This window comes from Prevotella sp. P5-92, assembly GCF_002251245.1.
Lineage (GTDB): Bacteria > Bacteroidota > Bacteroidia > Bacteroidales > Bacteroidaceae > Prevotella.
In genome coordinates this window covers 1-16,707 of record NZ_NPJG01000083.1, presented here as the reverse complement: position 1 = coordinate 16,707, position 16,707 = coordinate 1, and the positions used below count along the sequence as shown (strand labels likewise).

Below are 16,707 nucleotides of genomic sequence, written 5' to 3'. Positions count from 1 at the left end.
AGACCCTACATCGGCGGGGGCTGCGCCCCAAAAAACCCCACAAATACAGGTTGCGGGCTTACATAAAGTAAAAACCCCACAACGGAGATTAACGGCGGGAAACGGCATTACAAACACCACCCCAAACAACCGCCACAAATAAACACCACACAAAAAAAAGGAACCCGACTATCCTTTTAACGGGAATAGTCGGGCTCCTCTGTTTAGATCAGCGAACCGCCGCCTTCACCTTCGTCGGTGTTATCGCCGCCGCCTCCGCTGCCACCACTGTCTGGCGTCTCGTCAGGATTAACATTGCCAGAACGTGGCGACACATACGAACCACTTTCGCGGAGCTTAGCCTGCTGAGATAGCATTGCCTTAGAGAACGAACCGAGACCTATGGCCTGCAGCACCACGCTGTCAACATTCTTCGCAACGGAGAAGTCGTCGGCGGTGTCGGCACCCATCTTGTGCTTGATGGAGAGACCGAAAGATACAAGGTCGTCGAGGATGACTCGCTTGCCGTCGAGACACAGCTCCTTGATACAGCTGATAGTAGCATTGATTACCGCGGCAATGAAATCCTTCTGCATAGGCAGTGAATGACTTGCCATGTGCTGAGCTAACTCTTCGACATGCAGCGTGTTAGTGCTGATGACGCGGGCATAGTACTTGCCAAAAGAAGGACTGTCCTTCAGCTGGCTCTGATAGATTTGGTAGTAAATCATAATTGTAAATTATTAAAGTTAACAAAAAAGAAAAAAGATCGCTTTGGAAGTCATCCGGCAGCTCTCACCACCTTCATCTTTCCACTTGCAAAGGTACAAAAAAATCCCGAAACTACCAAACTTTTTCCCCACTTTTTTCATCTTTTTTCCAAAAAATCTTCATCAACCATATCCGCCAACGCCCGCCGATATTGTTTGCCCCAATACCCACCTATTTCCGCCGATTTCCACCGATATTGTTTGCCCCAATACCCGCCGATTTCCACCCGATTTCCGCCGTCACCCGCCGATTACCGCCAGATTTCCGCCGTCGTAGGGTCTTACCTCGTGTAAGACCGCCCGCCGCAAACGTCCACGGGGAAATAACATATACGGGTTGCGGTCTTACACGAGGTAAGACCCTACAGAGGCGGGGACCGCCCGCCTCAAACGTCCACGGGGAAATAACATATACGGGTTGCGGTCTTACACGAGGTAAGACCCTACGACGGCGGGGACTGCGCTACGAAAACACCCGACACATATACTGTGTTGCGGTCTTACACGAGGTAAGACCCTACGACGGCGGAATATCCTCGGATAATCGGAGGATTATTAGCGCAAACGTGTTGGAAAAATGTAAAAATCGGGCGCAAACGTGTTGGAAAAATGTAAAAATCTGGCTTAAACGTGTTGGAAAAATGTAAAAATCGGGCTTAAGCATGTTGGAAAAATGTAATTTCTCTCGTTTTTGGAAAAGGCGACTGTGGCGAGTAGGCGAGACGTCAACCCCAAAACGGCAAGAAAAATGGAATAATTCCTGTTTTCACGCCCCAAAATAACGGAATAATTCCTGTTTTCACGCCCCAAAACAACGGAATAATTCCTGTTTTCACGCCCTAAAACAACGGAATAATTCCTGATTTTCACACCTAAAACAATGGAATAATTCCTGTTTTTCACCCCTAAAACGACAGAAAAAGTCCTGAAAACTTGTTTCTCTCATTTTTTTTGTGTATTTTTGCAGCCATAAACAAACAATAAAAGTATCTATGCTCTACAGAAAGTTTACAGCGAAGATAGAAAACCACTTGCTTACTCAACCGAACAAGATTCTCTTGGTGAACGGGGCAAGACAGATAGGTAAGTCATATCTAATAAGGTATATAGGCAAACGCATGTTCAGAAACTACGTCGAGATAAACCTAAAGGAAGACAAGGAAGGGCAGGGCATATTCTCTACCGTAAGGAGCACTGCCGATTTCTACCTCCAGCTTGGCGCTATTGCGGGAGAAAAGCTGGGGACAAAAAACGACACCCTCGTCTTCCTCGACGAGATACAGAGCTATCCGCACCTCATGACAATGCTAAAGTTTCTGAACCAAGAAGGTCGTTACACCTATATCGCCAGCGGTTCGCAACTGGGAGTGGCTCTGTCGCAAACCGCATCGGTGCCCATTGGCAGCATATCGGTGGTTGAGATGTTCCCCCTCGACTTCGAGGAGTTTCTGCTTGCCATGGGCTGCGCACAAGCCACAATAGACGGGGCGAGAGACTGTTTCGAAAAAAACGAGTCACTCAGCGAGCCTCTGCACAAATATTTTATACAACAATTCAAGATTTACCTTCTCGTAGGCGGACTGCCAGAGGCGATAAACAAATTCCTTGAGACAAGAAACATAGCCCATGTGAGAGAAGTGCAACGCGACATTCTTAACCTATATAAGATTGACGCGTCGCAATACGACACCGAACGCCGACTCGTGATAAGGAAAATCTACGAGATGATACCATCGAACATGGAGAACAAGAAGAAACGCATCGTGGTGAAGCGCATTGAGGACAAGGCTGGACACAAGCAATTCTCTGACTATGCAGAGGAATTTGAATACCTGACCAACTCTGGCATAGCCCTCTCCGTACAGGCAATAAGCAATCCACGCTTCCCGTTGATGGAGTCGGAGAGCAAGAACCTTATAAAGCTCTACCTGAACGACGTAGGGCTGCTGACAAGACTACTCTACGAACTGAACATAAATGCAGTGCTCGGCGACGAGCGCAGCATTAACCTCGGTTCAGTATATGAAAGCGTTGTAGCACAGGAACTTCACGCCCACGGCAGCAAGCTGCACTACTACGACAACAAGCAACGTGGCGAAGTGGATTTCCTGATCGACGACTTCAAGAGCCTCACAGTACTCCCCATAGAGGTGAAGTCCGGCAAGGATTACACCATCCACAGCGCCCTGACCAAGTTTCTCTCCACGCCCGACTATACCGTAGCCCGCGCCATAGTGCTGTGCAACGAACGTGAGGTGAAGACCATAAACGGCATAACCTACATGCCGGTATATTACGCGATGTTCGTCGGTGGCTCAACAGGCGTCAAGAGCGAGGACACGGTGATACCTGAAGTGCCGATGCCGGAACTATAATTTGAACCATTCCGTGTTGGAAAAGTGTCAAAAATCGGACGAAAATATGTTGGAAAAGTGTCAAAATCAGACGAAAATATGTTGGAAAAGTGTCAAAATCAGACGAAATTATGTTGGAAAAGTGTAAAAATTAGATGAATTTGTGTTGGAAAAGTGTAATTTTCCCCGATTTTTCTTGATTAAACAACATTTTTTTGTTATCTTTGCAACCGATTCAGACATAAAACGATAATTATGCTGAACACATTACAACTTTTTATTCTTATTTCAGGTAGGCAATGATAGAAAGGAAAAACGAGGAAGCCATGCGCAACTTCTTCCTTCACGACAATAGGGCACTGCTCGTTGAAGGTGCGCGACAAACGGGCAAGACATTCACTGTAAGGAAAGTAGGCAGGGAGTGTTTCAAACATTTCGTGGAAATTAATTTCTACGACCACCCCGAAGCACTCGACCTGTTTCAAGGGGCTCAAAACGCAAAGGACATTCTTTTGCGTATCTCTGCCTTTGTAAAACAAGACCTCGTGGCTGGATCTACACTCATTTTCTTCGACGAAGTGCAGGAGTGCAAGGAGATAGTTACGGCGGTGAAGTTCCTTGTAGATGAGGGGAGCTACCGCTATGTCCTGAGTGGGTCGCTGCTCGGCATAGAGCTGAAAGACATCAGGAGCGTGCCTGTGGGATATTTGAGCATAATGAAGATGTATCCGCTCGACATTGAAGAGTTCGCAACTGCTGTCGGCATTGGCAAGCATGTAGTTGACAAGTTGCGCGAGTGTTTTGACACTCGCACACCGGTTGACAATTTCATCCATAATCGCATGTTGGAAATGACACGGCTCTACCTTATCGTGGGCGGTATGCCTGCTGCCGTGCAGAAATATCTCGACACAAACAACCTGCGCGACGTTGCAAACCTTCAACGCGATATAGTGCAGCTATACAGGCGCGACATTAGCAAATACGATCCCGACCGCAAGTTGCAGATTGAGGAGATTTACGATCTGATACCCTCGGAACTCAACGCGAAAAACAAGCGGTTCATTCTTAAGAACCTGAACGAGAAAGGACGTTTCAGCCGCTATGAAGACAGTTTTGTGTGGCTGAAGGATGCCGGAGTAGCCATAGCCACCTACAATGTGGAAGAGCCGCGTGTCCCGTTGTTGCTGAGCAAGCAGCGCAACCTGTTCAAACTGTTTCTCAACGATGTAGGCCTCCTCGCAAGCCTATATGCCGGCGACATCCAGCAGCAACTGCTGCGCGACGAGATAGCCATCAACAACGGCAGCATTTTCGAGAACCTTGTAGCCCAGGAGTTCTACGCCCACGGACTGGCAGGCTACGGTCAGCAGCTGTATTATTTCAATAGCAAGAAACAAGGTGAGCTTGATTTCATCATAGAGAAAGGTGGAAGGGTGATACCCATAGAGGTGAAGTCTGGCAAGGACTATCGTCGCCACAACGCCTTGACTGGTGTGATGTCAAATCCCGATTATTCCATCACCGAGGCCTTCACCTTGTGCCAAGGCAACGTAGAAACGTCAGGTCCCGTGACCTATCTCCCAATCTACATGACGATGTTCATGGGCAATGACGTGACGACGAAGGATATAAAATACGAGTTCGACCTGGAGGGACTGAGGTAAGAACGTCCGTAACGTTACGTTTGCGGAGGCGTAACGTTACGTCGGGCGAAACGTAACGTTGCGTTTGTTAAGATGACAAGAACCACAAAAGAAAAAGTGACACGGTGACACCTTTATCTCTCTTTTCTATAAAATCGTGGAAAAAATTAAAAAATAGGATTATAGACAAAGAAATGGATTTTTGTATTTATTGTATAAAAGTTAGGCATAATGTGGTCTAACGTGTCACCCTGTCACTTTAGGGGATAAAAAAGGCATCCCTAATAAATAGGAATGCCCTTCGAAAGGTCAGACGTCGAAACAACTAAGTTTAAAACGGCTTGCCATTACCTTCGTCTTCATCATCTACAATAGTTTTTCCGATTTCGTTATTATTTACAATAACCACACGATAGAAACTGCCCTTGTTTCCATGTTTTTTCTCATAGCCCAGCTTTTTCATAGCTAATCCTATCTTTGTTGAACTGGTTATAATATTCGATGGGAAATGGCTCTTAATGTCTGTCGCAGTAAGGCGCAAGGGACAATCCGAGGCGGAAGGCTTGCGGAAATGGGTCAGGATGAATTCGTAGGTCTCGTCGGTCTGCTCAAACTCCTTGTTTCTCTCATTTATCTGATTTATCTCCTCGTCTGAGAACCATGTCTGGAAATCGCTATTCACGAGGCTAAAAGCCTGAGAATAAACGCCCTCATAGTTAATCTCGGTGGTATGAGGATTGTCGATTGAATCGACATTAGCCACTATCCAACGGCGATTGCCCGTGGGGTCGATCAGGAACTCTGCCTCGTTGCCAGTGGCGGCGAGAGACGCACGACGCGGCAAGAGTTTCGGATAACGGTCGTATGGGGCACGAACGTTCACAAACTTCTGCGTTACTACAGCCTTCAGCTTGTTAAGGTTCTGGCGGTTAATGGCTTTCATATCATCGAAATTTATCAAAAGATTTCTTGCCAAGCGAAGTTCATAATCCTTGTCGATTGCGTCGATGGCTTTCTCTTCAAAATAATATTTTCGAAGTTCGGGTGGGAGCAGAAAACGGAAGAATGTCGATTTGAAGCAACCCTGTCTTCCAATGAGAGCCAATATTGCCTCGTTTATGCTCTCCGGCGAAAAATACCCTTTGAACACGCCGATGAACCATTTTTTGAACACCGTGTAGAACTCCTCTGGCGACATGTTACCGCAATGGACCATGTCTGACAGTTGGCGGATATAGTCCGTTTGTCCATCCCAAGTAGGCAGGGAGTCGAAATAGGACTTCACGGGATCAAAATCCTCGGTGAAGTTGGAATTGACGAGGGAGTGAATCTCGTTCATCCGCACCTTTATTCCAGCCAGGTACAACTCTCTCCATATAGTGTTTTCCGCCTTGTCGTCCAAGACTTTGAACTCTAAATTCCCTTCTTCAACAATAGCAATCTCAAGCATACCTCTGAGAATGTTTCTGCGGAAAAGCCAACGGCTTTTGATGAAGGATTCGATTTTCTGAAGTTCATCACTTTTTTCCTTCTCGGTCTTCTTAGGTCTGCCACGCTTCTTCGCCACTTTTTCCTTAGGCGCATCGTCAGGCAATGGCTTTTCAGCCACCTGTGCCTCCGGTTGAGAATGAGTCTCTCTATAAGCGGAACCTATGTCAATGCCCGCATCCTTTGCCTTCTGGAAAAAGGTGGCAATGGTTATCTTCCGTCCTGCGGGCGGCACGCGGAGGCAGTTATCAAATAGCTTGTCAGCCTCACCATATTTATAATTAGGGTATAGGCTTGAAATCTGATGAAAGATAGGGCGGCCTTGCTCGCCAAGACCATCAGCGAGTGAAAATCCTACATCACGCCATTCTGGGTAAATTGTGGTTATGTCCTTTCCAACTTGACAAAGATTATCAGCCACGAGCTTTACCTGTTCATAAAGCTCGTACAAAGTCTCAGAACTTGGGGAACTTTTCTTCGGCATCTCGATATGCTTTAATTGGTTGCTGCCTGATTCTTCAACCTTTGGCTTGCCTGGCTGATTCTCACCGGCAAGTCGTAATATATTTTTTACATCTATCATAATTAAAATGGACAGATTTGAGGTGAAACATATGCGTTAGGGTCATGGCAGAGGAAGCAGGCTCGGACTATGTCCTTGCACGCCTCGTCTATCACCAGACCATGCTTTTCTTTGTAATAATAGCGCAAGGCTTTGAAGTTGTCCAAATGCGAAAAGTTTTTTATGTCGATTCGCACATAGTCTTTTAGGCCATTGCCTCGGGGAGAGACATGAATTAAATCATGTACAAGGTCGTGGTCATCAAGCAAATGCTGCTTGAGAGCGACCAAATCACGTGTGGCCTCGGGATTCTCCTTTGCATCGATGTCGATGCAAAGAATCCCTGAGTGACGCACCAGATTTTCTTCACGGCGGTAATTAAAGACACCGCTCGGAGTAACGAAGTCGAGCTTTTGGAGCTTAAACTCCTTTTGCTTTTGGACATCTTCTATCGCGCGAAGTTGCTCTGTCAATTGTCCATAATGCTGATGCATCATCACTTGGCAATAGACATCGCTCAACTTAAACCGATAAGCCAAAGGCACACAGTTTGTTACTGGAGCCTTGAATTTGGACATCCAAACATTGTTGGCATCGCGTTCGTCACCGGGAATCAACGCATTCAGCTGAATGCGCTCATCCGATAGTATAGTCTCAGCCAGCTGTCCCATATCGGTTCACTGGCTTAGGTGTAAATCTCTTCATTTTATTTTTTAGATTTACTGTCCTCTTGCACTGAACAGGTAATATACGAGGACGTTTTTCATTCCTGTCCGACAGCAACCGTGCTTGTTTTTGCGTCAGCTCCACTTATATAATAAGGAGTAAAACGTAGCTGCCTTTTTGAATTCGAATTCAAATATACGGCGAAACTATGATTTGAGATATCTTTATCACCAAAACATGTACGATTATCACTAAAAAAAAATTTTTTCTATCACCATTTTCCTCCGTTTCTATCACCATTTTCCGTGTGTAATTACAAAACCGTATCACCTTTTTATATACAAAAATAAAAGAGCTGCTCCTATAAAAATCAGAAGCAGCTCTTTTCTTTATTTTCTCTTTGTTGGAAGCAGTTGCGTTACCAACTTTACATAGTCTTCATCTTCAGGAATCTTCCCGCAAATCTCCCTGACCCTATCCTTTAAACTTGCGTCATTTAAACCTATTCCGTGAATAAGGACAGCAGAAATATCAAAAATCTTGTATTTCTCGTTCTTTGTTTTAAATACAAAATCATTGTTCCACGGAGATGGATGGGTATAAACACTTTTTGGCTTCTCATAATTGCATAACAGCGAACTCAAAAGAACTAAGTCACGTTTTGAAATATCATATTTTTTTATTAAAACAATATCCAGCAACTGTTTTATGAAAAACATCTGGACCGATTTCGGTGTTGTCTTTCCAATGTCTTCCGCATTGTCCCAATCCACCTCCAACTCAGCAAGTCTTTCAGTCAACTCACTTATCTTGCAATCACGTTCAGCCAGTTGTTCCTCCAACTCCTTTATTCTCCTGTCCTTTTCAGCCATCAATGAACTATTAGGAACAGAATCCAAGTCCTGCTGTTCGCTACGCTTTTTTGTGGATTTCGTAGATGACGGTTTCTTTTCAACCAAATCTTCTATGTTGATATTCGACAAACGATTTCGGTCATAACAAGGAAAGTTCCTGTCGATAGGTTTACTCTCAAGAAAATTTAGACATCTATTGACTTCCTTCCTAATAGACCTGTCGGCAAGTAGATTTTCACATTTGTCTGCCATTTCTTCAATGTAGTTGAAAATTCTGTCCTTTGCGTTATTCAGCGGATCACTTTTAAGATTAATGTCCCACATATCAGTTTCTTTATGGCTAAAAAAACAAAATAACACATATAACTTTATGCTCCTCTTGAAAACTTCGACGATAGGTTGATTCTCTTTCGAGTACTTTCTCAGCTCTCTTTCCGACATGTCTTCACCCGTTTTTTTCGGCAAAGAATCATAAACTTCACTGTCCCATTGATTGGTCAATATCCACGTATTGTAATCGAAGTCCTTGGTACTTAATATTTCCACCGCAGCAGGCAATACATCGTCCCAAACTTTCTTTTTCTCGCCGAAGAATTTCTCCGACATAAGCCACAACGTCTTGTCATATAGTGCGTCAAGTTCACGCTTAGTTATAAAATTTCTTGTTTCTTCCATAAGCCAAATATTATTTAGGCTACAAAGATAGTCATAATTCGCGAGTTATACAATAAAAGTTCATCGAAAAAGTTTTTTTTTGGACTTTTATTTTGCATTGTCTTCGATTGACACTATCTTAAAGGACAGTTCTGTCCTATAAGTCGTCAAACTATGAGTAACAAATCTCGTAATCGACTTTCTATTATCACACCGCCATAGATTAATTTATCCTAAAAAGGACAATACAGTTTTGGATAATTCGGGAGAAATGCTTATCTTCGCAGCGTGAATTGGTTTTCGGCATGCTCCGAAGGGGGTGCCAAGTATTAACTTAAACGAATTTGAAACAGAGAAAAACTTCTTTTTGATTATACATATTTAATATTATAGCGTTTGCTATTTATTCGGTTTACATCAGAAAATTTGGCGATTAGATGATTGTATTTGATACGAATAAGTTCAGTAAATGCCTGCGCAATGGCGTGGGCTGAACTTGTCTATCAAATACGGGTCACGCCAAATACCTCTGATGTAAGATAAGGGAAGCTCCACGCTTCTTTTATGCCCTTACGTCAGAGGTATTTGCTATGCCCGTATAACCCGGAATACATTAGTTCAGCGCTAACAAAACACGCTATTGTTATGCCCGACGAAATTGACATTCGTGAGGACTACATTGCGCAGCTCGACGCTGAACTGCTCAACGTAATCCTCAAAGACCATAGTACAAGCAACGCCGACGAGCAGCATAACATCTTTTGGGCTACGGCAGACTATCAGCACCTGGGAAAGGGTTATCAGTGGAAAGACGAAATAAAGGCGGAACTGATAACCGGCGAACACTGCAAAGTGGTGACACCAAGGGTGATGAAGTCGAAAGTGGCACAAACGGCACGCTCGAAGGACATGGCGGAGGTGTTTACCCCGTCGTGGATTTGCAACGCCCAAAACAACCTCATCGACGAGGCTTGGTTTGGACGGAAGGACGTTTTCAACCAAGAGAATCCTGACCACACCTGGACCGACAACACCGAACGTATCGCGTTTCCGGAAGGAAAGACATGGAAAGACTACGTAGGCGACCGCCGACTGGAAATAACCTGCGGCGAGGCACCATACATCACCAGCCGTTATGACACTACCACAGGAGCCCCCATCTGTGTGTCACACCGCATAGGTTTGCTCGACCGCAAGCTGCGCATCGTAGGCGAGAACACCTGCCAGAGCGGCGAATGGCTCGAATGGGCGCAACGCGCGCTGAAAAGCACCTACGCCTACGAGTGGCAAGGCGACAGCCTGCTGCTGGCACGCGAGGCAATGCTATTCACGTTCATCGACTTCTATGTGGCGAAATTCGGGAAGATGCCATTGGCAAAGTCGCTGCGCTATGCCGCCTACATAATCTCATGGAACGCATGGCAGATGGACGGACTTAAGGGCGTGGTGCCCGACTCATGCGGCATGAAACCGTCGGCACAACAGTCGCTCTTTGAGGAGCCTCGCCTTGAGCCTTGCCAAGGATGCAAGGAAGGGGGACTGCGCCACCACAACGGGACATATTGCTACATAAGGCAATGGAACAAGAGCGACTCCGGGAAAGACAAGATAAGATTTATTGACCTGATTAAAGACAAGTGACTATGGCTACATTTGAATCATCACTAAGACCAAAACTCATCTACGTGTTCCGAATCAACGACAACGCACACCACGGGGCACTGAAAATTGGCGAAGCCACGGCAACACTCGGCGACGGATATTTCAAGCCCAACAGCTCACTGCTGAACAAGGCTGCCAAGGAGCGCATAGACCAATACACCAAAACGGCAGGCATAAGCTATCAGCTGCTCTACACCGAGGGGACTATGTTCACCGACGGCAAGGGACACGTGTCTTCATTCAATGACAAACAGGTGCACAAGGTGCTTGAGCGGTCGGGCATAAAGCGAAAGAGCTTTGAGAAGAAAAACCAAGGCAGGGAGTGGTACGTGACCGACCTGCAGACCGTGAAGCGTGCCATTGCAGCAGTGAAGGAAGGACGAGAGTCGCTCGACAACGGCGAGGTGACACACGAACAGAGCCCCATAGAGTTCCGACCTGAACAAAACATGGCAATAGACCGCACCATAGCACGTTTCAAACGCGGCAACCAGATGCTGTGGAACGCCAAGATGCGCTTCGGCAAAACGCTTTCGGCACTGGAAGTGGTGCTGGAAATGGAGATGCAGCGTACCATAATACTAACCCACCGACCTGTGGTGGACGAGGGATGGTTTGAGGACTTCCAAAAGATATTCTTCGACCAGCCCGACTACCACTATGGATCACGCACAAAAGGCGAGAGTTTTCAAAAGCTCGAACAGTTGGCACGCCGAGGCGACAGTTACGTATATTTTGCCTCAATGCAAGACCTGCGAGGGGCAGAAACAGTTGGAGGAAAGTTTGACAAGAACGCCGACGTGTTTGCAGCACCATGGGACATGTTGATAGTGGACGAGGCACACGAGGGAACCAAGACCGACATCGGGCAGAGTGTGATTGACACCTTGGTGAAGAAGCATACAAAGGTTCTAAGACTGTCGGGAACGCCGTTCAACCTGCTCGACGACTACAACGAGGAGGAAATATTCACATGGGACTATGTGATGGAGCAACGTGCCAAGGCTGAATGGGACCTCACACACATGGGCGACCCTAACCCCTACGAGTCGCTGCCAGCCATCAACATCTACACCTACGACCTCGGATCGCTTCTCAGCTCAGAATACTGCGACGACGAGAAGGCATTCAACTTCCGTGAGTTCTTCCGCACACGCGACGACGGAACCTTCTGCCACGACCGCGACGTTGACCGTTTCCTCGGCCTGATGTGCAAGGAGGGCAATCTCTACCCATACTCCAACGACGAGTTCCGCCAGATGTTCCGCCACACGCTCTGGGTCTTGCCCGGAGTGGCGGCGGCAAGAACTCTGAGCGAGAAGCTGCGCCGTCACCCGGTGTTTGGCAACTTCCAAGTGGTGAACGTTGCGGGAAACGGCGACGAGGACGAGGAGAACGAAGAGGCACTGAAAATGGTGAACAAGGCAATAGGTCCCGACCCGTCAGAGACCTATACCATAACCCTGACGTGCGGACGTCTGACTACTGGAGTGAGCGTGAAGCCATGGACGGCGGTGTTCATGATGTCGGGTTCGTTCTCAACGTCTGCCGCAAGCTACATGCAGACCATCTTCCGAGTGCAGACTCCTTTCACCTGCCACGGTCAGATGAAAACAAACTGCTATGCCTTCGACTTCGCACCCGACCGCACGCTAAGAGTGCTGGCTAAGGTGGCTAAAGTGTCGGCAAAAGCAGGGAAATCGACCGACGAAGACCGCAAGATACTTGGCGACTTCCTCAACTTCTGTCCGATAATAAGCATCGAAGGTTCGCAGATGAAGCCCTACGACGTGAAATCGATGATGGCACAGCTGAAAAGGGCACAAATAGAAAAGGTGGTGCAGAACGGATTTGAGGACGGCGCACTCTACAACGACGAACTGCTGAAACTGACCGACGTGGAACTGCAGGACTTCAAGGACCTGAAGGGGAAGATTGGCACCACGAAGGCTATGGCAAAGACGGCAGATATAGACGTGAACAACCAGGGCTTCACCAACGAGGAATATGAGGAGAAGGAACGGCTTGAGAAGAAAAAGAAACGCGAGCTGACACCTGAGGAAAAGGCACGACTGGAAGAACTGAAACAAAAGAACAACCAGCGACAGAACGCCATCTCCATACTGCGTGGCATAAGCATAAGGATGCCGTTGCTGATATACGGAGCAGAACTGAAGAACGAGGAAGACGAGATAACGATAGACAACTTCACGCAGATAGTTGATGCCGCCTCGTGGACAGAGTTCATGCCCAAGGGAGTGACTAAAGACGTGTTCCGAAAGTTCAAGAAATACTATGAGGCAGACATATTCCGTGAGGCTGGCAAACGCATACGATCGATGGCTCGTGCCGCAGACAACCTTACGGTGGAGGAGCGCATAGAGCGAATAGCCACAATATTCAACACGTTCCGCAACCCCGACAAGGAGACGGTACTTACACCATGGCGTGTGGTGAACATGCACCTGGGAGACTGTCTTGGCGGCTACTGTTTCTACGACGAGAGGTATGAGCGTATGTTGGAGCTGCCACGCCACATCGACAACGGAAAGGTGACACGCGACGTTTTTAGTCCCGATAGCCGAGTGTTGGAGATAAACTCAAAGAGCGGTCTCTACCCTCTCTTCGTGGCATACAACATCTACCGCCGCCGAATGGAGGAAGCCCGTGAGAAATATGGTGACATAAACCGTGCCTTTGCCCAAAGCCTTTGGGACACGACAGTGGAGCAGAACATATTCGTAATCTGCAAGACCCCAATGGCTCGCAGCATAACCCGCCGCACCCTCGTAGGATTCCGTCCAACGCGAGTGAATGCACAATATTATAAAGACCTTATAGACGTAATAAAAAACAATCCGGCGACGTTCGTCAACGAAGTCCGCGACGGCCGCCGCTTCTGGAAAGCAAACGATAAAGACCACATGACATTTAATGCAATAGTAGGAAATCCGCCGTATCAGGTGATGGATGGAGGAGGAGCAGGCTATAGTGCCTTGCCAGTATATCAGGATTTCGTAAATATATCCAGAGTTATTAATCCACAATTCATGTCATTAATAATTCCAGCAAGATGGTATGCTGGAGGAAAAGGATTGGATAATTTCAGAGATACAATGTTACAAGACAGAAGAATAAATCTATTATTTGACTTCACAGAATCGAAAGATTGTTTCCCTTCTGCTGATATAGCAGGTGGAATATGTTATTTCCTTTGGAACAGGAAATATAAAGGGAAATGTATTGTCACATCAGTATCTAATAATGAGCGTAATTCAAATTTACGAGATTTGGGAGAATTCTCTACATTTATTAGACAATCTGAAGCTATCTCAATCGTGCACAAGATAATAGACGAAACAATCATAACTTTGGACAATATTGTCTATAGTCGTAAGCCTTTTGGGTTAGACAATAATTTTGTTGGTAAACAAAAACCTTATGATCATTGTATTACTGTTTATGGAAGCCAAGGAATATCGTATGCTGATAAAGATGTAGTTTCTCAAAATACAGAATTAATCGATAATTGGAAGGTTATCGCATCTAAAGCAAGTGCGCAAGGTGGAAGAGCTGACAAAGACGGGAAACGTAAAGTTATTCCAAAGATTGAAGTTCTTACGCCCAATGTCGTTTGTACAGAGTCATACTTACTATTATCTTCATTTAATAATGAAGAGAGTGCAAATAATTTATGTAAATACGTTAAATCAAAATTCTTCAGATTTTTATTGTCGCTTAAAGTTATAACGCAAAACATCTCAAAAGATTGTTTCCGTTTTGTCCCCCTCCAAGACTTCACATCAAACAGCGACATCGACTGGAGCAGAAGTATTGGGGAGATTGACGCGCAGCTATACGAGAAATACGGATTGGAAAGAGACGAGATCGACTTTATCGAAAGAATGATAAAGCCAATTGAATAAAGGCTGACGAGAGTCCCGAACGGTAACGGTTCGGGGCTTTCTTATTTGGTGGTTTATCGGATTATTCCTGTATTGTCCTTGATCCGGAGAATGACCTTACCGTCACCGCCATAGATTAATTTATCCTAAAAAGGACAATCCTGTTCGGCTCATTCTCGAGAGGGTAGGAATGGAAAAATAGCGACGTGGACATACTCGTCAGCATAGACCAGTGGCTGCCCATATAGGGCTCTTTAATCTCAGCTACATGCTGCTCGACGCTTAGGACGGGGGACTGTCCCCTGTCCTAACACGAATATGTATTTTTCGGCGGTCATCGCGGTGGTAATCTCGGCGGGCGGTCTTACACGAGGTAAGACCCTACGACGGAAAGGGTTTGCGGCGGATGTTGCGGCGGATGTCATGAAAAACTTAACGATGAAAGGCTACACCGTGAAACGGATATATGAACGGTCGTCGAAGGAGTTCATGCCACGGCGGAATGCCTTTGTCGCCTTGAATGTGGTGATGTTGAGGGGGTCGCGCCGGCGCTGCTCTTCAAGGGCCTCTTCCGACTCGCTGAGCGTGGGCTTGAGGAAGGGATAGCCGTCAGAGGCGAGGACGATGGTCCACGGACTGAAATCGAGCGGGATGACCTTCACCTTCTGCCGCGGGATGGGGAAGCCATCGACGACGGCGTAAGTGACATTCTGGTTTCGCATCTCCTCAAGAAGACGAGGGATGATGGCCTCACGGGCGATGTCGTTGTCGAGGAGGCTCTCTACGGTGGCTTTACCCTCGTCGATGAGTCGCCGCGCCTCCTCTGCACGCTGATTGGCTACGAGCTGCTCAGAGGGTTTGGGATTGTCGAAATAGTTGTCGCCCACGAGGCACTGGCAGTCGCCCACCATCCATATCTCGCGACGCAGACGGCTATAGACAATGCAGCTGGCCGTGAGACGCTCCTCGGGATGAGTGGCATAGAGTTCGGCATGGCGGCGACCATACTTCTTCTTGATGGCGGCGGTGACCCCACGACAAAACTCTGCCGAAGTGGTCGTCGCCGGCATCTTTTTTATATATCTGCTGATGATGGTGGCGGCATAGCGTCCGTTGCTCATCCACCACGACAGACGGCTATTGGTCTTGCTTGTGCTGCCGTCGATGACGGCGATGAAGTCAGCGGTGACGACGATTGCGTCCTCTGGTTTCTTTTTCGGGTCTTTGCTTATTATCTGTTGTTCTATGATTTTCATACCTGTTGTTCCACAATTTTGAGATAAGGTCGGCACGTCCGATGGCTCTCAGCGAACGCTCGATGTCGCGGCGCTGCTCGGGCTTGTACCAGAAGAAGTACTGACGCTGGCGCAGCTTCTCCTCGGGAGTCTTGGCAGAGAAGACGGGACGCAGCGTGTAGGGGTCGTAGCCCGTGTACCATGCCTCGGTGCTGATGGTCATCGGGGTGGGGGTGAAGTCTTGCACCTGTTCGAGCTGGAAGTCGAGACTCTTGGTGATGACGGCAAGCTCGGCCATGTCCTCCTCGCGGCATCCGGGATGGCTGCTGATGAAGTAAGGGATGATCTGCTGGCGCAAGCCACACTCGCGGTTGATGCGGTCGAAGACACGCTTGAAGTCGCGGAACTGCTGGAAGGGCGGTTTGCGCATGAGCTCGAGCACGGGGTCGGCCACATGTTCGGGTGCCACCTTCAGTCGTCCGCTGACATGACTCTTGATGAGCTCGCGTGTGTATTCGTCGGCAGCGCGGTTGACCGTCTCGTCCTTGCTGCGGTGGAGCAGGAGGTCGTAGCGCACGCCGCTGCCTATATAGCTACGTCTGATATAGGGCAGGGCATCGACACTGCGGTAGATGTCGATAAGAGCACTGTGGTCGGTATTGAGGTTAGGACAGACGGCGGGATGTATGCAGCTGGGACGGGCACAGCGCTCGCATGCCTTCTTGTTGCGTCCGCCCATGCCATACATGTTGGCCGACGGACCGCCGAGGTCGGAGAGATTGCCTTTGAAGTCGGGCATCTCAGCCACCTTCTCCACCTCGCGCAGTATGCTCTCCTTTGAGCGGCAGGTGATGAACTTACCCTGATGTGCAGAGATGGTGCAGAAGGCACAGCCGCCGAAACAGCCGCGATGGATGTTCACCGAGAACTTT

Annotated in this window: 10 protein-coding genes; 4 read left to right on the top strand and 6 right to left on the bottom strand. The window is 47.4% G+C overall.

Annotated elements, in window-relative coordinates:
* Positions 1-203: 203 nt before the first annotated feature.
* Positions 204-710, bottom strand: coding sequence for a hypothetical protein (locus CIK99_RS09065; RefSeq protein ID WP_094381209.1), 507 nt, complete (start codon positions 708-710; stop codon positions 204-206).
* A gap of 1,031 nt (positions 711-1,741) precedes the next feature.
* Between CIK99_RS09065 and CIK99_RS09060 the strand changes: the two genes are divergently transcribed.
* Complete coding sequence (locus CIK99_RS09060) at positions 1,742-3,124, top strand: ATP-binding protein (RefSeq protein ID WP_094381208.1); 1,383 nt, start codon at positions 1,742-1,744, stop codon at positions 3,122-3,124.
* Between the two features lie 278 nt (positions 3,125-3,402).
* On the top strand, positions 3,403-4,770 hold the full coding sequence (locus CIK99_RS09055) for an ATP-binding protein (RefSeq protein WP_094381207.1): 1,368 nt from the start codon (positions 3,403-3,405) through the stop codon (positions 4,768-4,770).
* Between the two features lie 310 nt (positions 4,771-5,080).
* On the opposite strand, the gene CIK99_RS09050 is transcribed toward CIK99_RS09055, so the two are convergent.
* The 3 genes from CIK99_RS09050 to CIK99_RS09040 all read right to left on the bottom strand — a co-directional run bounded on the left by CIK99_RS09050 (position 5,081) and on the right by CIK99_RS09040 (position 8,994).
* The gene (locus CIK99_RS09050) at positions 5,081-6,820 is read right to left on the bottom strand and encodes a VapE domain-containing protein (protein ID WP_094381206.1); all 1,740 of its coding nucleotides are present in this window, start codon (positions 6,818-6,820) and stop codon (positions 5,081-5,083) included.
* A gap of 2 nt (positions 6,821-6,822) precedes the next feature.
* Positions 6,823-7,470, bottom strand: coding sequence for a BT4734/BF3469 family protein (locus CIK99_RS09045; protein WP_094381205.1), 648 nt, complete (start codon positions 7,468-7,470; stop codon positions 6,823-6,825).
* Positions 7,471-7,854: 384 nt separating this feature from the next.
* Positions 7,855-8,994: a hypothetical protein gene (locus CIK99_RS09040; RefSeq protein ID WP_094381204.1), complete on the bottom strand. Its 1,140-nt coding sequence runs from the start codon at positions 8,992-8,994 to the stop codon at positions 7,855-7,857.
* A 624-nt stretch (positions 8,995-9,618) separates the two neighbouring features.
* Here CIK99_RS09040 and CIK99_RS09035 point away from each other — a divergent pair.
* Complete coding sequence (locus CIK99_RS09035; RefSeq protein ID WP_094381203.1) at positions 9,619-10,614, top strand: restriction endonuclease subunit M; 996 nt, start codon at positions 9,619-9,621, stop codon at positions 10,612-10,614.
* 2 nt (positions 10,615-10,616) lie between these two features.
* Positions 10,617-14,561 (top strand): Eco57I restriction-modification methylase domain-containing protein, encoded by a 3,945-nt coding sequence (locus tag CIK99_RS09030; protein ID WP_094381202.1) that lies wholly within the window; start codon positions 10,617-10,619, stop codon positions 14,559-14,561.
* A gap of 425 nt (positions 14,562-14,986) precedes the next feature.
* Here CIK99_RS09030 and CIK99_RS09025 read toward each other — a convergent pair whose 3' ends face one another.
* Both CIK99_RS09025 and CIK99_RS09020 read right to left on the bottom strand, forming a co-directional pair.
* Positions 14,987-15,796, bottom strand: a complete 810-nt coding sequence (locus CIK99_RS09025; RefSeq protein ID WP_094381201.1) for a PP2C family serine/threonine-protein phosphatase — start codon at positions 15,794-15,796, stop codon at positions 14,987-14,989.
* Positions 15,720-16,707 (bottom strand): DUF3362 domain-containing protein (locus CIK99_RS09020; RefSeq protein WP_144007946.1); only part of this gene is annotated, 988 nt, incomplete at its 5' end. The genes CIK99_RS09025 and CIK99_RS09020, both read right to left, overlap by 77 nt.

Coding starts and splice junctions, on each gene's coding strand:
- CIK99_RS09025 (WP_094381201.1), bottom strand. CDS start 15,796: ATGAAAATCATAGAACAACAGATAATAAGCAAAGACCCGAAAAAGAAA.
- CIK99_RS09055 (WP_094381207.1), top strand. CDS start 3,403: ATGATAGAAAGGAAAAACGAGGAAGCCATGCGCAACTTCTTCCTTCAC.
- CIK99_RS09045 (WP_094381205.1), bottom strand. CDS start 7,470: ATGGGACAGCTGGCTGAGACTATACTATCGGATGAGCGCATTCAGCTG.
- CIK99_RS09040 (WP_094381204.1), bottom strand. CDS start 8,994: ATGGAAGAAACAAGAAATTTTATAACTAAGCGTGAACTTGACGCACTA.
- CIK99_RS09030 (WP_094381202.1), top strand. CDS start 10,617: ATGGCTACATTTGAATCATCACTAAGACCAAAACTCATCTACGTGTTC.
- CIK99_RS09065 (WP_094381209.1), bottom strand. CDS start 710: ATGATTTACTACCAAATCTATCAGAGCCAGCTGAAGGACAGTCCTTCT.
- CIK99_RS09050 (WP_094381206.1), bottom strand. CDS start 6,820: ATGATAGATGTAAAAAATATATTACGACTTGCCGGTGAGAATCAGCCA.
- CIK99_RS09035 (WP_094381203.1), top strand. CDS start 9,619: ATGCCCGACGAAATTGACATTCGTGAGGACTACATTGCGCAGCTCGAC.
- CIK99_RS09060 (WP_094381208.1), top strand. CDS start 1,742: ATGCTCTACAGAAAGTTTACAGCGAAGATAGAAAACCACTTGCTTACT.